The following is a 17,455-nucleotide window of genomic DNA, read 5'->3' on the forward strand; positions in this document are numbered from 1 at the left end:
CACGGCATCTATATCCAGCCGATCAACTACCCGACCGTGCCGCGCGGCACCGAGCGGCTGCGCATCACGCCGACGCCGTTCCATTCCGATGAACTGATCGCGGGACTGCAGGATGCGCTGGTCGAGACCTGGGATGCGCTGGGCATTCCCTATGGTTCCGCCGGCCGGCCTTCTGTCGCCAAGAGCGACCGGATCGTTCCGCTGCTCGCGCCCAAATCAGGCGGCTGAAGCCGCAAAGAGAAAACATTGATCAGGCGCAAGGCGCCGATCTCGGCGTCGCTCCAGGATGACAACAAACCTCCAAGGAGCAGACCATGAGCCACATGTCCCAGACGTCTTTTGGCGATTTGAACCACGCCGCCCAGCAGGCTCAACAGTGGGTAAAGGAGCTTGCCAGGGATCTCCGCTGGAGCGAACCAAGTGCTTGCCGACTGTTGCGATGCGTTCTGCACACGCTGCGGGACTGGCTGTCCGAAGCGGAAATGGCTGATCTTTCAGCACAGTTGCCTGTCTTGGTTCGCGGCATGTACTTCGAAGGCTGGAAGCCATCGGCCGCAGTCCATGGTCGTAAGAAACGCGACTTTGTTCTCAGTGTCCGCAACAGCTTCGGATATGATGAAGATGTGGATTTCGATGTGGCGGTCAACGCGGTTTTCATGCTGCTCGATCGACATATATCGCACGGCGAGATCGTGCAGCTAAGGGCATCCATGAAGAAGTCGCTTCGTCAGCTGTGGCCAGCGGACTGACCAATTCCGCGACCGCCGGGCCGTAAGAGACCGGCCGGCACATCGCTGGCTCTGATGCAAAAGCAGACAAGAACAGGAGATCGCATCGATGCTGATCCGCACACTTTCCGTCCTGGAATGTACCAGATTGTTGGGCGCCAACCGCGTGGCCCGTCTTGCATGCGCGAAGGACGGTCAGCCCTATGTCGTTCCCCTCCATTACGCTTATTCGGATGCTCATCTTTACGCGTTCTCCATGCCGGGCAAGAAAATCGAATGGATGCGAGCCAATCCACTGGTGTCTGTTCAGATTGACGAACACGGCGAAGGGCGAGGCTGGAGGAGCATTGTCGCCGATGGCCGTTACGAGGAATTGCCCGACCGGATTGGGCACAAGGTGCAGCGCGATCATGCCTGGGCGCTGCTGAGCAAGCACGCCGATTGGTGGGAGCCTGGCGCTCTCAAACCTGAGAAGTCCGAGGTTGCGACCGATCTTCCACACGTCTTCTTCCGCATTTTGGTCGCCACGGTTTCGGGGCGGGAGGCCATGGACAGCTAGTGTGCTGGGGCGTTGTCCATCGAGCGCAACGGCACACTATCAGGTCGCACGCGTCCAATGGCCCTGACATCCCGGCGAATACCTAAGTAGTTTTCCTTAGGGATATAACCGAATTTCGGTAGGCCCGGAATCGCGCGATTGCTGTCGTCGCGGATCAATCGGGAACACAGCCATGTACGCACAACAAATCGCCAAGATTGAATTGCCATCGCAGCCGAGCCCGTTCTCGCTTCTCGATGGGGCCATGGCACAGCCGGTCAGCTTCTTCCCCGCCGGCACAGAGATCTACGCCCAAGGCGAAAAGGCCGGGCCTCTTTACCAGGTCGAATTCGGCGCCGTTCGTGTATACCGGCTGCTGGCTGACGGCCGCCGGCAGATCAGCGCCTTTCATTTGGCCGGAGAAACCTTCGGCTTCGAGGCCGATGCCACACACCATTTCTTCGCCGAGGCAATCGGTGCGACCGGCATTCGCGTCTTCCGGATCGCCTCAACAGCAGATATGTCCAGTCAGTTGCTGCCGCTTGCACTCAAGGGTTTGATCAGGGCCCAGGAGCATCTGCTGGTCCTCGGCCGCCAGAATGCCATCGAACGCGTCGCAGCATTCCTGGTCGACATGGCGGAACGTCAGGGTGGCCTGCGTCAAATCGAGTTGCCGATGTCGCGACTGGATATCGGCGACTATCTCGGCCTCACCATCGAGACGGTGTCGCGGGTCTTCACCCGCTTGAAGGACAAAAGCGTCATTCGCCTGCTCGGCTTGCGGAGCATCGAAATACTGAAGCAGAACATGCTGCTGGAAATGGGTGGATGACGCGCGAAAACTGCTGGGCAGAACGCCAGAACCATCGTGCCACCTCGATTTCGATGGCGAGACCGTCAGCAGCAAACTCCCCGGGACCGTTCAGCTATCGAGCGGCAAGTTCGCCGTGCTCGAGCAGGCGCACGAGTTCACCCTCATGCCGTGGCGGCCGGTCATCGACCGCCAGCTCCGCACCGAAGTCAGCGGCATCGTGCAGGTGGCTCGGTGTCGTGGCAGTTGGGGCGGCAGAGGGGCTCGGTATTTAGCACGTGGCGCTTGGTCATTCCGGCAACCCGGCGGCCACCATCAGCCGCAAAACCCGTTCGTACGCCTTCAGATAAATCGCACTGCAATTTTTGGTGGGCGGCGGCGCGTTGCGCGCGGTCGAGCCGGGCCACAGTTCCATGGCCGCCACCATGGTGGCCCTGGCGTCGTCGGCTCGGCCCAATTGCTGATAGGCCGCCGCCAGAGCCATATGCGTGCGTCCGGTGCCCGGCGTGATGGCGATCGATCGTTGCAGCCAGGGCAAGGCTTCTTCCGCGCGACCCATCAAAAGGTACGTCCAGCCTACGCCGAGCGCCCATGTCCAGCGCGCTACGCGGGGCGTATCGAACCCATCCGCCTGCTTGAACGAGGCCAGTGCGTCGTCGAAGCGGCCCAGAAAAACCTGGGACAGTCCGACGAGGTATAGCGCGATCCCGTCCCATGGATCATGGGCGAGCGCCTTGCCGCATGCCACCAGGCTTTCGACGAACTGGTTGGTCGCCGACAGAAACCGGCACTGCGTTTCCAGCACCGGGATGTAATCGGGCCGTGCGCGCAACGCGCGTGCCATGATCGCGCCGACGCTATTCTCGACCGTCTCGCGCTCGGCGGTGGGGAACCAGGCCATCTGAACCCCGCGCAGTTGAAACGCCGCCAGCGCAACCTGCAGGTCGACGTTGTCGGGATCGTCGGCAAGAGCTTTCTCCAGGATCGCCAGCGCGGCGCGAAAGCGTTCCAGCGTCGTGTGGTTGATTGAGGCCGTCGCCTGTTCGATGGCGACCTTGGCGGTGCCGGTCGGCCAGCCTTCGGCCGCGTGCTCACCTGCTTTCAGCAGCGCGTTGATGCGCAGCGCCAGCGGGTGGCCCATGCCGGCGGTCAGGCGGGTCTGCTGAAGTTGCGCATCGGCGCCGGTCCGATCGATGGACAGCGACGTCGTCCACATGACCGCACCGGTTGCCGGTTCGGTCATGCGCGCGCGCAAATTCCACGTGGTTTCGGTCTTCTCCAGCTCACTGCTGAGGACATAATCGGCGCTCTGTGCGACGCCGGACGGAAGCATCACGCGAATCGTCTCGATCTTCGCCAGCCCGTCGGTCAGGTCGCGGGTGACATCCGCAGCCATCCGGGCAGCCAGCGGATCATCGGTCGCCGCCGCCATGAGCATCACCGAGACGGTCACGGGCGAGCCCGTGAAGAGCCGGGGGCGCCACATCGCCGCCACCAGGGCCGTTACGCCGAGCCCCGCCATCGCAACGAGCGCGGCGCGGCGCGGCATGCCGGAATCGCGCCGGCCCGGCGCTGGTTGGTTCTCCGTTTCGGTTCCGATTGCCGTGTGCGCGGGGCCGGGGGCATCCATTTCCGCCCCACCCGACACCGCGGCTGCGAACAGATAGCCCCGGCCGGACATCAGCTTGATGACCTGCCGCTGCTCGTCACCCAAAGCGGTGCGAAGCTCGCGGATGGACTGGAACAGGCTGTCCTCGCCGACATGGATATCCCGCCAAACGGCCTCCATCAGTTCCTGCTTGCTGAGAACCCGCCCCGGATTGGTGGCGAAGACCTTCAGCAGTTCGAGGCTTCTCAGCCGGATTCTGATGACGGCGCCCTCCGGCCCGCGCAGTTCGGCCCGCTGCCGATCCAATTCAAAGCCTAAAAACCGCAACACGGCGCGCCTATTCCCCCCAAGCCGCACAACAACGGCTCTATCCCGAAAACTGCTCAAATCATCTTAAAAACGCGGCAAGGCGCGGTCCATTCAGAAAATAACGGAAACGTTCAGAACATCGCGTCCTCCGATTCAGGACGTTTCCGGCGCGCGATGGCAGGGTTGGCCAACAATAACGTGGGCGAAGGGTGAATCGGTATCCGGCGGCCGCGCCTTTCTTTGCGGGCTGGGGAACCATGGACACAAGAACACCTTCGACTTCGGCGCGCGGCGTCACTTCCCTGTACACGGAATCCTTGGGCGGCCCGCTGCGGAAAGCCTTGCTGGCCTCGACGGCTCTGGCGCTGGCCTTGACGCTCCCGGCCACCGGACCGGCGCGGGCACAGGACGCAGCCTGGCAGGCCAATCCGGGATCGGACGATTTCTTCGACGCGAACAACTGGACCCCTGGTAGCGTGCCGACCGGCACGGCCACCTTCGGCGCCTCGAACACGACCACGTTGACGTTGGGTTCCTCCGGCAGTTTCGACGGCTGGACGCTCGATGCCGGAGCCTCGAACTACGCGTTCAGTCTCACGGCCGGGCAGGTTTTCACGGGGACCGGCATCACGATCAATGGCGGCAGCGCCACCATCTCCAACTACAGCACCCTGAACTTCTCGGGCGCCAGCACGGCCGGCAATGCCGCCATCACCAACAACTATGATCTGAGATTCTACGACACCAGCACGGCTGGCAGCGCCACGATCACCAATAACAACTTCCTGCATTTCAACGATACCAGCACGGCCGGCAGCGCCACCATCACCAACAACAACTATCTGTCTTTCTCAAGCAGCAGCACGTCTGGCAATGCCACGATCACCAATAACAGCATCCTGGAATTCTACGACACTAGCACGGCTGGCAATGCCACGATCGCCAATAACGGCATCCTGGATTTTCTTGGCACCAGCACGGCGGGCGATGCCACCATCACCAACAACAGTAATCTGTCTTTCATCGACGCCAGCACGGCGGGCAACGCCGCCATCACCAATATCGGCGGCATGAATTTCTACGGCACCAGCACGGCCGGCAATGCCACCATCACCAACAACAACCAACTGCGATTCTACGGCAGCAGCACGGCGGGCGGCGCCACTATCATCAACAATGGCGCCCTGGATTTCCTTGGCACCAGCACGGCGGGCGATGCCACCATCACCAACAACACCAATCTGTCTTTCATCGACGCCAGCACGGCCGGCAGCGCCACCATCATCAACAGCACCAATCTGTCTTTCAACGACGCCAGCACGGCGGGCAGCGCGACCATCGCCAATTACGGTTTGCTGAGTTTTTACGACACCAGCACGGCCGGCAATGCCGCCATCACCAACACCGGCACCCTGTCTTTCTACGACACCAGCACGGCTGGTGCCGCCACCATCACCAGCAACAATAATCTGACTTTCTACGGCTCCAGCACGGCCGGCAGTGCCGTCATCACCAACAACAACTTCCTGCATTTCAACGATACCAGCACGGCCGGCAGCGCCACCATCACCAACAACGGCTATGGCTATCTGTCTTTCTTAAGCAGCAGCACGGCTGGCAATGCCACGATCACCAATAGCGACACCCTGGAATTCTACGACACTAGCACGGCTGGTGCCGCCACCATCACCAACAACAATAATCTGACTTTCTACGGCACCAGCACGGCGGGCAGTGCCACCATCACCAATAACAGCATCCTGCATTTCAACGATACCAGCATGGCCGGCAGCGCCACCATCACCAATAACAGCATCCTGGAATTCTACGGCACCAGCACGGCGGGCGATGCCACGATCACCAATAACAGCATCCTGGAATTCTACGACACCAGCACGGCTGGTGCCGCCACCATCACCAACAGCAGCGGCCTGTATTTCGTCCACACCAGCACGGCTGGCAATGCCACGATCACCAACGACAGTTTCCTTGGTTTCTACCACACCAGCACGGCGGGCAATGCCGCGCTTATCAACGACGCCGGTGCAACGGTCGATTTCTCGAACAGCACCGGCCCGAACGGTGATGGCCGGCTGACCGCAGGCTCCATCGAGGGCGCCGGCAATTACATCCTCGGCGCGAACGAATTGACGGTCGGCTCGAACAATCTCTCGACCGAGGTGGTCGGCGTCATCTCCGGCAGCGGCTCGCTGGTCAAGACCGGCACGGGCACACTGACCTTTTCCGGTGCCAACATCTATACCGGCGGCACGACCATCGCCGGTGGCACGCTCCAGTTCGGCAACGGCATATCGGGCGGCATCACCAATCTGGCCGGCAGCATCAACGTCACCGGAGGCACGCTGGCGATCCAGGCGCCGACAACCCTGAACGTCGCGCAAAATGTGACCTTCGGCGACAGCACTGCCCTGTCCATCGCCGCCGGCGCGAGCAGCCCCGGGCTTACCGCCGACAGCATCACGATCGGCAACGGCGTCACCTTCAACATCAGCGGCATCACCGATGCGAGCCAGCTCGACATGGTGCTGATCGATACCGCATCCGGCATCAGCGGCGACTTCGCCAGCATCAACGTGGGCGGCTTCGGCGGCACGGTGGACTACCTCACCGTCTCCACCCGCAAATCGGCCGACAATCTGCAATATCTCGCCAGCTATGGCCTGACCTGGAACGCCGGCAACAATCTCGCCAATGGCACCTTCACGCTGACCAACGCTACCGACAGCTTCACGGTCGGGACGGTGCTGGCCGATCAGGCGGCGAACCTTGCGACCGGCTGGAGCGGCGCCTCGCTTACCAAGGCCGGCGCCGGCACGCTGACCCTGACCGGAACCAACACCTATACCGGCGGCACCACGATCTCGGGCGGCACGCTGTCGGTGTCGGGCGACGCCAATCTGGGCGCAGCCACGGGCGGCCTGATCTTCGCGGGCGGCACCCTCTCGACCACGGCGAGCTTCGACACCGCGCGCGCGGTATCGTTGACGCAGGCCGGCCGCTTCGATGTCGCGGCCGGCACCGAACTCGGGCTGATGGGCGTGGTCTCGGGCAGCGGCGACCTGATCAAGCAGGGCAGCGGCACATTGCGGCTCGACAACGGCGCCAATGCCTACGGCAACACGTTTGTCGCGGCAGGCACGCTGATCGGCAATGCCGCCTCGATCTCAGGCAATATCGGCAATGCCGGTACGCTGGTCTTCGACCAGGCAGGCAATGCGAACTTTTCTGGCGACATCGCCGCGCTCAACGGCACAAGCGGCGCGATGATCAAACGCGGCACGGGCGTGCTGACGCTGGCCGGCCTGTCATCGCTCGACTGGGCGATCGAGGCCGGCGGGCTGGCCTCCTCGGCCGAGCGCTTCGGCGGCGATGCGGCCATTGCCTCGGGCGCGTCGTTCACCTTCGACCAGTCCGCCAACGCGACCTATGCCGGCGTGCTGTCGGGCGATGGCGGCTTCAACAAGACTGGCACGGCCTTGCTCAACCTGACAGGCGATTCCTCCGGTTTCACAGGCACAACGACGATTGCCGGCGGGGCGCTGGCGGTGAACGGTTCGCTCGGCGGCATGCTGGATGTCCTCTCGGCTGGCCGCCTCCAGGGCACCGGCACGGTAGGTGATACAACCGTCTCCGGCACTGTAGCGCCCGGCAATTCGATCGGAACAATCAATATCGCCGGCAACATCACCTTCAACACCGGCTCCATCTATGAGGTCGAGGTCGATGCGGGAGGGCAATCCGACAGGATCATCGCGAGCGGTGCCGCCGCGATCAACGGCGGCACGGTGACGGTGCTGGCGGGGGCGGGCAGCTACGTACCGCAAACCCAGTACACGATCGTGACCGCGAGCGGCGGGAGAACCGGCACTTTCACCGGGGCGACTTCGGACCTGGCCTTCCTCGATCCCTCGCTCAGCTACGACGCCAACAATGTCTACCTGACGATGACCCGCAACAATATCGACTTCGCGGGCGTCGGCCCGACTGCGAACCAGAGGGCCACTGGCGGTGGCGTCGAGAGCCTCGGCTGGGGCAACCCGCTCTACGGCGCGGTCGTGAACCTGTCGGCTCCGCAGGCGCGATATGCCTTCGACCAGCTCTCGGGCGAGATCCATGGCTCGGCCAGGACCGCGCTGATCGAGGACAGCCGCTTCATCCGCAACGCCGTCAACGACCGCATCCGCGCGGCCTTCGATGCCGCCGGCGCATCGGGCACGGTCTCGACCTATGACGGCGGAAAGCCTGTGACGGTCAAGGCGAACACCGACCGTTTCGCGGTCTGGGGCCAGGGCTTCGGCTCGTGGGGCCATACGAGTAGTGACGGCAACGCCGCCCATCTGAACCGCAAGACCGGCGGCTTCTTCTTCGGCGCCGATGCGCCGGTGTTCGACACCTGGCGCTTCGGCGCGGTTGCCGGCTACAGCCAGACCTCCTTCGACGTGAAGGATCGCCACTCCTCAGGTTCGAGCGACAACTACTATGTCGGACTCTACGGCGGCACCGCCTGGGGTGATGTCGCGTTCCGAACGGGTGCTGCCTACACCTGGCATGACGTTTCGACCAGCCGGAGCGTGACGTTCCCTGGCTTCGGCGACAGTCTAAAGGGCGACTACAACGCCGCGACGGCGCAGATGTTCGGCGAACTCGCCTATGGCTTCAGCGCGGGCGGCGCCCGGTTCGAGCCCTTTGCCAACCTTGCCTACGTGAACCTCCGCACCGATGGTTTCACCGAGCAGGGCGGCGCAGCGGCGCTGACCGGCGCCTCGGCCAACACCCACTCGACCTTCGCGACACTCGGCCTTCGAGCATCGACGACCTTCGACATCGGCGGGACCACGCTCACCGCCAAGGGCATGGCCGGCTGGCGCCATGCCTTCGGGGACATGGCGCCGACCTCGACCATGCGCTTTGCTGGCGGCGGCAATGCCTTCAACATCGGCGGGATCCCGATCGCCCGGGATGCCGCGGTGATCGAAGCCGGTCTCGATTATGCGATCACGCCCAATGCCACCCTCGGCGTTTCCTATGGCGGCCAGTTCGGCTCGGGAATCTCCGATCAGTCGGCGCGCTTCAACTTCAACGTCAAATTCTGATGGGGAGCGGCGTGAACGAAAAGAGACGGAGCCGATCCGGCGCATCGGCGTCTGCCGCTATTGCATCCGCAAAAACGCCGCCGGATCATTGCCGACGCGTGGAAAGGAGCAGCGTCCGGCAGCGCTCTGGTGCACCCGCTCATTTGTTGCAGTTCTGCATATCCGATGTCGTCGTGCCGGAGGCGGTGTTGTTGTCGGTGTCGTTGCCCGCGGCATCCTTACAGCGGTCGGTCATGCCGTTCGATTGGGTTGTGGAATTTGTGGTGCTGGGATCGGAAGGGTTCACGGGCGTGCCAGAGCCGGTGGTTCCGCCGCTGGTTCCGGACGCGGCGCCGGTACCGTTGTTCGAGCCGGTACCGCTGTTGGTACCGGATCCATTTGATTGTGCCATGGCCGATGTGGCCAACGCCAGGGTCAGCACTGATGCAGAAAGAAGTTTGGCAAACATAGCGAACATCCTTTTTGATGAGGTTGCATTGCAGTTACCAAACCAGCGGTCTCAACATATGTTCCGTCGATCGTTGAGTTGTTAATCATGGCCTTTGAAACTCCTCCGGCAGTCGCTCGGCGCCGGCTTACGCAACCTGGAGCTGTTTCGGATTGGAGGACGAGTGGATGTTCGACAGTCCCGTTTTCGTCATCAACGGGAATTACGCAGGATCGAAGGACGGCAGCCAAGTCACGATGAGGATTATGCCCAAGGGCCGAACACGAAGAGAGCGAGCAGAACTATAAAGATCACGGCCACAGCCGCGACCGCCCACATCATTAACCTCCTGGTACCTTGTTGCTCCTTCTCTCGCGAAAGATTTTCTGCCACTGCACGATTCCTTGCTACGAATTCCGCCTAAGATACGCCTCGGGCTTGTGCCCGACGCGGTGTCAATCAACGTCCAGCAGCCCGTGTCGCCGTCTTTCGACCCGTGCTTTCTTTGCCGTGGCCAGCGGATTGTGGCCTGTCGGGGTGTTCGAGGCCGCATCCTTTGAGTGGGCCGCAACAGCTGGGCCAGCCCCCGTCTGTGTGAGCATGTCACCGGAGGCTTGAGGCGACCGCGTCTTTCCGAGGAATTCAACAACACGTCTAAACAGGTCCATGTCAGTTCTGCCTGGCAACAGTGAATGCCGGAGTCTGTGGCGCGCGGGCATTCGCTTCTTCGTCCGCCATGCCGAATGTCGCGACCTGCACCAGCACGGCTTTGGCGGCATTTATGATTTCGTCGTCTGTCCGGTTCCTGTCGCCGGCGGCAAGCGTCACTCTGACGGACTCGCCGCCTTCTCCATGGAATTCGACCCAGTCGGCTCCTGCTTGGTGGAGCACCCGAGTATCAATGAGTTCCATCACTCGCCTCCTTTGATAGGAGAATTTCGATGTCGGTATATTGTTCCACTGGAGCGCCACAAAGGGGCGGCGACCGCCGGCGCACAGGGCCTGACGCCTACCAACCTTGTCGGCTGTACCAATCATCGACATCGCGCCGCACACGATCCTTCTCGATGCCGTAACGCTCCTGGATCTTGCCTTCGAGCTGATCGCGTTTGCCGGCGATGCGGTCAAGGTCATCGTCGGTGAGTTTACCCCACTGCTGCTTGACCTCGCCTTTCACCTGTTTCCAGTTTCCTTCCACGCGGTTCCAGTCCATGACACCGGTCTCCCTGTTTTCGAAGGTCCGGAATAGGAAACGCAATCCAGGCAAGTATGTTCCTGGAACAGCCAGCGCACTGCCCGACGCCAGATCGGTTGACACAAAGTCATATCGCCCTTTGCGGTCAGAAAGCATTCTTGCCATGGAAAACTCCTCCACCGCGCCTAATGGAAACGAAGGGGCTTGTTCCGGCTGAATGGAAGAATTGCCATGGGGAACGGGGTAACGATGGGAAACCGCAGCTTGGCCTATGAGAGGCCAGCACTGCGGTCGTCATGGTATGTGGGAGGTCCGTCAAGCGGTCCATCAGAGCCAATCTCTGCGTCCCGATTGTCGCTGATTGTCCCTGGAGGGATCTATTTTTGCTTTCAGCGTGTTACGTCGCACACTGACGTATTTTCGGCGGCGTTTGAGTGGGTCTGAATCATTCCTACTCGATTGTTTAAAATCCAGTTATATAATTGATCTATCTAGATTTTTTCTTTTCTTCGGCGCCGAAAGCCGGCCCACGGGCCGTCAACATCTTACGGTGTTGATTTTAAAGCTTGCCGCTCCGCTAGCAGGGGAAAAGTACCGTCATGCCTGTCACGACGCTATCTAGTTTAGGCACGCCGATCGGAGATCGCCAGTGGGCTGGATTTTGCTCTGGTGGCTAGAGCAGGCCAGGGCTGCCTCGCCGCTGCCCTGGCGCCGTTTCAGCCGACAGCCTGGGCGATGGCCCGCTCGATAGCGGATCGAGGCCTTCGGCAATTGCCGTCACCGCAGGATCGCCGAACTGGCCAAAGAGTGAGGAGGGCTTGTCGTACTCGAAGACGGCGCGGCCCTCGGCATCTTCGTAGAGTACGACGCGAAACGGCGCATATTGCGCGGCCGCGAGTTGATGCCTGGTCATCTTCGACGCCGTATTCGGATTGCCGATGTCGTACTGGAGCGCTTTGCGCGTTAATCCGGCGATTTGCAGCACATCCCCATGATTCGGCTTTGGAAAATCGAGAGCTCGGGGAGTGCTTCGAGGGCCCCGCGCGCACGATCGATATCACCGGCGTGCAGCAGCGCCTGTCCGGTGTCGTCGAGCTGCGGCAAAGCCGCTTGAAACGCATCGCGCACTTGGTCGAATGGTCGGTTCACCACGACCTTCAGATGTTTCACAGGTGTCGTAACTTCGGTGCTGAGGTTTCGGTCATTGTAGACTCCACTTTCACATTGTTTTGAAGCTTGCTCGACATGTGCCGAGCCAGATCGTTTCTCCCGAGCGGCCTCGCCGATCAATGGAAGGCGAACCCGCGATCATCGCCTGGGCGGAGATGTCTCTCGCACCGCCCGGTTATCCGGGTTGTCCTGCCGCTTCCAGAATGAGCTGGGCGATGTCGCCCGGATGAGAGATCAGTGAAAGGTGGCTTGCTTTCACTTCGATGGTCTTGGCGCCCATGCGCTTGGCCATGAAGCGTTCGAGATCGGGGTTGATCGTTCGATCTTCCGTCGAAACGGCATAGAAACTCGGCTTCGACCGCCAGGCCGCGTGCGAGGTCTTTCCCGTCAGCAGGGCCTTCTGGAACGGCTCCTGGACAGCATAGAGGATCCTGGCCTTTTCCTTCGGCAGATCGCCCGCGAAATCACGCAGGAACGCCGCTTCGCTGAGGCGACCCTCATCACCATCATAAACGATCCCTGCGGATGCCGGAGGCGTCGGAAAAGTCTTTGCCAGAGCCGTATAGTCCTCACCTGTGTCCGGCGCCCGCGCCGCCACATAGACAAGCGCCGAGACGTTGGGATGAACGCCAGCCTCCGTGACGATCATTCCGGAGAAAGAATGCCCAACGAGCACGGTCGGGCCGTCCTGCCGATCCAGCACGCGCTGCGCTGATGCGACTGCTTCAGGCAGCGTCGTCAGGGGATTTTGCACGGCAGTGGCATTGAGCCCAGCCCCCTGTAAACGCGCGATCACCTCAGACCAGCATGAGCCATCGGCGAACAGTCCATGCAGGAGAACGACGTTGCGTGCTTTCGTCGGAACGGGGATTGCGGCGAGGCCGCGGGTGGCTACCAGCGAGGCGGCAGCGCCGGCAACCAGGGCGGCGGAGAAGGTTCGCCTGTTCATCATCGCCGGTCACTCCTTCACGGCAGGCGTCGGTGGGACCGGCAGGATCACTTCGGAGGCGATCCTCCAATCCGTTCCGACCTTTATCCAGTTCATGATCATCAGAAACGGCTTCGGCGTGCCGTCCTGACCCGCATATGAAACCGTAATGGTTATCGGCGCATAGGATTCCGCAACGTCTTGCGTCAGGCCAACGACCTGGAGTCTTGAAAAATCTGGCTGAAGCACGACCGGCCCGGATGCGGCGATAGCGCGGAGTTTTTGATCGATTGCCTCGTTGCCCCAAAAGCCTGCCCAGTTCCTTTCTGACGATGGATTTGCGCTCTTTGCGACAATAAGGGCCGACGGCGATTGCCAGAACATTCCGTGCAAGGCCGCGACATCATGCCGATTGGCTAACTCCATGACCTTGGCGAACTGTGACCCGATGACCGCCAGGGTCGATGGGTCGAGAGGATCTTTATAATCGGCCGGTGCGGCGGAGACAGATTCACTGGCGAGGGCTATCAGACCGACAGCGGCTAAGAGCGTCTTGCGCATTTCAGTAATCCCTTGTGTGATTCACAGTCAGTTCGCTGATGGAGCGTACCTACGGCGATCGCCGGCAAGGTTCGCTCGCTATGGCGAACGTCTCTACTGGCCTTCGAAAGGAAAGGAGGGTCGCGGCCTCCCGGCTTTCATCGCATCCACGGCCGAGACAATACCGCCGGTCGCGTCTCGCGAGTCGAAAACAGGCATTGCTATGTCGAACATGATTTCGTCGGCCGCGGCGACCCCGCCATTCGCCCAGGCGCGCAGCAACACCATGTGCGCCGCGTAGGCGCGAGTCGGCCCCATCGCGAGCTTTTCCACGAAGGCGCGCGACTCCGCTAGCAGGTCGGCGTCCGGGAAAATCTTGTTGACGACGCCGGCGTGCTCCATGGCTGCGGCCGAGATTTGCTCGGACGTCAGTGCCCATTCCGATGCGCGCGCACGCCCTGCCCGTTCGGCAACGCGGTAGATACCACCAAGCAAAGTCACGATGCCCAGCGTCTGCTCGGGATGGCCGAACCGGGCCGAGCTCGACGCGAATATCATGTCGGCGCGCAAGGCGAGCTCAAGCCCGCCTCCGAAGCAAAGTCCCTGCACGGCCGCCACGACGGGCAACGGCAGACGTTCGAACTGGTTGAATACGTCCATGTAGCGTTCGAAGGTCGCCCGGAGCTCCGAGCGGCTGCGCTCCGGCCAGGATAAGATGTCGCCGCCAAAGCTGAAGTCGGGCCCCGCGGCGCACAGCAGTACAGCCCTGGCTTCGCTGCTTGCGATACGCGCCATCGCGGCAGCGAGCTCTTCGGCCATCTGGTCTCCGATGCGGTTCTGCGGAGCGTTGTCGAGTGTGATGATTGCGACATGATGGTCGATGGTGCAGGTCAGATGGGTCATAGTGAGCGCCTCATGCTTGCTATCGGTGATGCCACTCACTGCGCCGGGACGGGAACGATGGCCGAGATGCGCCAGCCTTCGGGGGTGCGGATCGCGAACTCATTGACGAGAAACGTGTAGGTCGCCGCCTCCTGGCCAGCCGGACCCGCGGTGACGCGCGTCGGCGCATAGATGTGCGCCGCGTCAGGGCCGAGGGGTATGATCCGGATCGCTTCCTCGTCCGGTTCGAAGCGCCACGTTCCGGTGAAGATGGTACGGAAGTGTTCGATGACCGCCTCGCGCCCCCAGAACCGATAGGCGCGGGCTACGAAGTTCACGGGATCCGGCTGTCCCGGCAGCGCATGCGCAAGCACAGCGTCGATCACCTCGATATCATGGGCGGTTTCGCCCGCGGCTTGGCGCAAGAACAGGGCGCGAATCTCCTCGACGTCTCCCGCACTGACCGCAGTGGAATACTTGGCATTTGTCATGATCTCACTCGCCTCATTTTCGATTGACATGGATTGCTACGACCGGTGAACGACGCTGGAGCGTCGAAGCGGGTCGCCGAGATGCTCGCAAAACCACTCAGTTGCCGCGCCTTCGGCGAGCGAAAACTGGTCCAGATAAGGGTCGAAATGGCCGCCCGCCATCAAGGCGAGCTGTTTGGGTTCCTGCGCGCGCTCGTAAGCAGCAAGCGCCAGATCTGCCACAGTGATCCGGTCATCGCGTGCGACAATCATCAGCAACGGCGTTGGCGAAACGCGGGCAATCCAATTGCCGGGTTCGTACATGCGCGCTGCCCGTGTCGAGCGGAGAGTGATTTCGTTTTCCCAGAGGTCCGCGGGAAGAGACTGAAGATAAAAATCAATGGCGTCCTGAGACCGGTAAGCGGCGGGTACCGAAGGATCGGCGCTCACGACAGCCTGCCGGCGAGGCGGCTCCCCCCGCAACTGCGCTCGCTCATCGTCGTCGAAGGCATGCTCCAACGTTGGCAGAGCGTCGGGCGAGATTCGCCGCAATCCCTGCTCATAGCCGCTGATCGTCGGAACTTGCGCAACGACGCAGCGCAGACGTCGATCTGTGGCGCCCAACACAAGAGCGTGTCCGCCAGCGTAGCTCGTGCCCCACAAGCCGATGCGCGTTGGATCGACTTCCGGCCGCGCCTCGAGATAGGAGATTGCGCGACGCCAGTCCGCGACCTGCCGCCAGGGATCGATATCCCCTCGAAGATCTCCCCCACTCGTCCCGAAATTGCGATGGTCGTGGACTAGAACGACAAATCCTGCCGCGGCAAAGGCTTGGGCGAACCGCTCGATGCCGTGCCCCCTGGTCCCGGCAAAGCCGTGGGCCATCGTAATGGCCGGGCGAGCGCCGACGCCTTCGGGCACGAACAGCCAAGCACCGAGGTCGATTCCACCTTCCGCAGGCACCGTCACGTCAATTTTGCGAACCATGTTCGGTCTCCCGACGGCAGCTTTCGTCATCGGCGCAATACTCGCGTTCTCAACCTCGCCGCATGCCTTGGCGGACGGCAGGAATGTCCCTGTTGACATGCGTCGTTTGAACGGCGATAACACCAGATGACCGGTCGTCTGTAATTAGTCAAGAGGGTTTTTCATGAAATCTCATCCAGCCCGTCGAGGCCCGAAGCCGAAGCCTAACACCCGACACAATCTCGTCGCGGCCGGCATCCGGATGATTCACGCTGAAGGATATGCCGCAACTGGCATTCAGAGCATTGTCGAGGGAGCCGGCACGCCCAAAGGATCGTTCTACACCTACTTTGCCAGCAAGGAGGCGTTTGGGGCCGAAGTGATCGATGGATATTCTGAGCGCGGCCAGATCAGGCTGCGCGAGTTCCTATGTAATCCGAAGATCGCGCCACTCGCCCGGTTGGAGGCCTTTTTTGACGACAGGATCGAGAGCTTCAGGGCCTCGAACTATGTCCGTGGCTGCTTGATGGGCAATTTCAGCGCCGAGGCTGCGGATCACAGCTCATTGATACGCGAGCACTTGGCCAAGCACTTCGATGCCTGGAGCAGCGTAATTGAAGATTGTATTTCGGAAGCACAGGACCAGGGAGCGATCGATCGTCAATTCACTGCATCGTCGCTGGCGCGCTTTATATTAAATAGTTGGGAGGGAACTCTATTGCGGATGCGCGCCGAAAAGAGTGACGGCCCTCTACTAGAATTTAAGGAAGTCGTATTCGGTAAGATACTTGTATAAGCATTCCACACTACTCCCCCTCACTCCCACTCGATGATCAACCGGACCTTCAACACACTGGTTTTGCAGTCCAATTGCTGCCATAAATTTCCTAATACCGTTCCAAATACCGTCGGATTCTTACGCTGTTGAAAAGGCTACAACAATGTAGTCGCTGTCGCGGCATGCATCCTTTTGACTGCATCATTTCCGTAGCGATTTCGCAGCGCCAAACAGAATGGCGCGTGGGCGCCATTTCCGCCAGCGGATGCGGTAAGCAAACCGACACAGGACAGCGGCTGCTTGGTTTCGCATCCGTTTGGCCCACCGAGCACCGGCGAATTTGCACAATTCGACTGTAGACGACTTTGGACTATTCGCAGCCAGTTGGCGAATGGCCGCAGTCGGGCGCCGAAAGCGGATTGTTAATCAGATTGCCTAAGCGAGATAGCGAACGGATACATCCATGAGCGCCACCGCTGTGCCTCCGCCTGGCGCCCAACGGCTGTTCACTTGTTATTCAAGGCGAGGCCGAAGATGTAAGCTGATCGAAACCTATCCCGGCGAGAGCCATCAAGTCGCTTGGCAGAGCGACGTCGCCCGCCGTTTTCCCATTTTCGCTTGAGATGAATGCGATCAGTGCGCTCACTTCTGCGTTGCTCAAAGTTCCAGGCGCGTTCCTTGGCATATTAGTTTTGATGAAACTGAACAGGGCACTGACGCTGCCAGGGAACCACTTTTGTGTAAAGACAGAGCCTCTAAGGGGGGGGCCGAATCCCCCCGAGAGGTCGGCCTTATGACAAAGCACGCAGGTCGAAAGGAATTTGGTCCGACCGGCCCCAGCCTGATCGGCAGAAAAGGTAAGTGGACCTAATGTCGCCGCGTGGCCATCACCCTCGGGGCGATCGGTTGCTCCATTACTTGGCAATGCAATCACTAAAGCCGCGATTGCCAGGAGCATCGCGCCCAAACAGCGCCTGACACTCATCTCGT

17 protein-coding genes and 2 pseudogenes are annotated in these 17,455 nt (G+C 61.1%); 7 read left to right on the forward strand and 12 right to left on the reverse strand.

Annotated features, from left to right (window positions below; genetic code table 11):
* From LB568_RS27810 to LB568_RS27830, 5 genes and pseudogenes are all read left to right on the forward strand, one after another.
* Nucleotides 1–228 (forward strand): annotated as a pseudogene (locus tag LB568_RS27810) (5-aminolevulinate synthase); the annotation flags it as partial.
* An 86-nt stretch (nt 229–314) separates the two neighbouring features.
* A complete protein-coding gene (locus LB568_RS27815; protein ID WP_224731822.1) occupies nt 315–749 on the forward strand; it encodes a DUF2267 domain-containing protein in 435 nt (144 codons plus the stop codon).
* Between the two features lie 88 nt (nt 750–837).
* Nucleotides 838–1,287 carry a pyridoxamine 5'-phosphate oxidase family protein gene (locus tag LB568_RS27820; RefSeq protein WP_013897089.1) on the forward strand — a complete coding sequence of 150 codons (450 nt, stop codon included), beginning with the start codon at nt 838–840 and terminating at the stop codon, nt 1,285–1,287.
* 172 nt (nt 1,288–1,459) lie between these two features.
* On the forward strand, nt 1,460–2,098 hold the full coding sequence (locus tag LB568_RS27825; protein ID WP_224731823.1) for a helix-turn-helix domain-containing protein: 639 nt from the start codon (nt 1,460–1,462) through the stop codon (nt 2,096–2,098).
* Between the two features lie 52 nt (nt 2,099–2,150).
* Nucleotides 2,151–2,341: pseudogene (locus LB568_RS27830) on the forward strand (DUF3363 domain-containing protein); the annotation flags it as partial.
* A gap of 25 nt (nt 2,342–2,366) precedes the next feature.
* Here the strand turns inward: LB568_RS27830 and LB568_RS27835 are convergent.
* Nucleotides 2,367–4,016 carry a winged helix-turn-helix domain-containing protein gene (locus tag LB568_RS27835; protein WP_224731824.1) on the reverse strand — a complete coding sequence of 550 codons (1,650 nt, stop codon included), beginning with the start codon at nt 4,014–4,016 and terminating at the stop codon, nt 2,367–2,369.
* Between the two features lie 236 nt (nt 4,017–4,252).
* On the opposite strand from LB568_RS27835, the gene LB568_RS27840 reads away from it, so the two are divergent.
* The gene (locus LB568_RS27840; RefSeq protein ID WP_224731825.1) at nt 4,253–9,109 is read left to right on the forward strand and encodes an autotransporter domain-containing protein; all 4,857 of its coding nucleotides are present in this window, start codon (nt 4,253–4,255) and stop codon (nt 9,107–9,109) included.
* A 139-nt stretch (nt 9,110–9,248) separates the two neighbouring features.
* Here the strand turns inward: LB568_RS27840 and LB568_RS27845 are convergent, their stop codons facing one another.
* The 10 genes from LB568_RS27845 to LB568_RS27890 form a co-directional block, all read right to left on the reverse strand.
* A complete protein-coding gene (locus LB568_RS27845) occupies nt 9,249–9,557 on the reverse strand; it encodes a hypothetical protein (RefSeq protein ID WP_013897093.1) in 309 nt (102 codons plus the stop codon).
* Nucleotides 9,558–10,205: 648 nt separating this feature from the next.
* On the reverse strand, nt 10,206–10,448 hold the full coding sequence (locus tag LB568_RS27850) for a hypothetical protein (RefSeq protein WP_013897094.1): 243 nt from the start codon (nt 10,446–10,448) through the stop codon (nt 10,206–10,208).
* A gap of 97 nt (nt 10,449–10,545) precedes the next feature.
* On the reverse strand, nt 10,546–10,749 hold the full coding sequence (locus tag LB568_RS27855) for a CsbD family protein (RefSeq protein WP_140574716.1): 204 nt from the start codon (nt 10,747–10,749) through the stop codon (nt 10,546–10,548).
* Nucleotides 10,750–11,404: 655 nt separating this feature from the next.
* Nucleotides 11,405–11,716 carry a DUF302 domain-containing protein gene (locus LB568_RS27860; protein WP_224731826.1) on the reverse strand — a complete coding sequence of 104 codons (312 nt, stop codon included), beginning with the start codon at nt 11,714–11,716 and terminating at the stop codon, nt 11,405–11,407.
* A complete protein-coding gene (locus LB568_RS27865) occupies nt 11,695–11,901 on the reverse strand; it encodes a hypothetical protein (RefSeq protein WP_224731827.1) in 207 nt (68 codons plus the stop codon). Before LB568_RS27865 ends, LB568_RS27860 begins: the two co-directional genes overlap by 22 nt.
* A 175-nt stretch (nt 11,902–12,076) precedes the next feature.
* On the reverse strand, nt 12,077–12,853 hold the full coding sequence (locus LB568_RS27870) for an alpha/beta fold hydrolase (RefSeq protein ID WP_224731828.1): 777 nt from the start codon (nt 12,851–12,853) through the stop codon (nt 12,077–12,079).
* Between the two features lie 6 nt (nt 12,854–12,859).
* Entirely contained in the window at nt 12,860–13,390 is a 531-nt protein-coding gene (locus LB568_RS27875; RefSeq protein WP_224731829.1) for a hypothetical protein, read from the reverse strand.
* A gap of 93 nt (nt 13,391–13,483) precedes the next feature.
* A complete protein-coding gene (locus LB568_RS27880) occupies nt 13,484–14,272 on the reverse strand; it encodes an enoyl-CoA hydratase/isomerase family protein (protein WP_224731830.1) in 789 nt (262 codons plus the stop codon).
* A 35-nt stretch (nt 14,273–14,307) separates the two neighbouring features.
* Complete coding sequence (locus tag LB568_RS27885) at nt 14,308–14,742, reverse strand: YybH family protein (protein ID WP_140574676.1); 435 nt, start codon at nt 14,740–14,742, stop codon at nt 14,308–14,310.
* 36 nt (nt 14,743–14,778) lie between these two features.
* Nucleotides 14,779–15,708 carry an alpha/beta hydrolase gene (locus LB568_RS27890; protein WP_013897100.1) on the reverse strand — a complete coding sequence of 310 codons (930 nt, stop codon included), beginning with the start codon at nt 15,706–15,708 and terminating at the stop codon, nt 14,779–14,781.
* A gap of 163 nt (nt 15,709–15,871) precedes the next feature.
* On the opposite strand from LB568_RS27890, the gene LB568_RS27895 reads away from it, so the two are divergent.
* Nucleotides 15,872–16,483 (forward strand): TetR/AcrR family transcriptional regulator, encoded by a 612-nt coding sequence (locus tag LB568_RS27895; protein WP_224731832.1) that lies wholly within the window; start codon nt 15,872–15,874, stop codon nt 16,481–16,483.
* Nucleotides 16,484–16,982: 499 nt separating this feature from the next.
* Here LB568_RS27895 and LB568_RS33880 read toward each other — a convergent pair whose 3' ends face one another.
* Complete coding sequence (locus tag LB568_RS33880; RefSeq protein ID WP_064993456.1) at nt 16,983–17,450, reverse strand: c-type cytochrome; 468 nt, start codon at nt 17,448–17,450, stop codon at nt 16,983–16,985.
* Between the last annotated feature and the right edge of the window lie 5 nt (nt 17,451–17,455).

It is taken from the genome of Mesorhizobium sp. B263B2A, assembly GCF_020165775.1.
GTDB lineage: Bacteria > Pseudomonadota > Alphaproteobacteria > Rhizobiales > Rhizobiaceae > Mesorhizobium > Mesorhizobium opportunistum.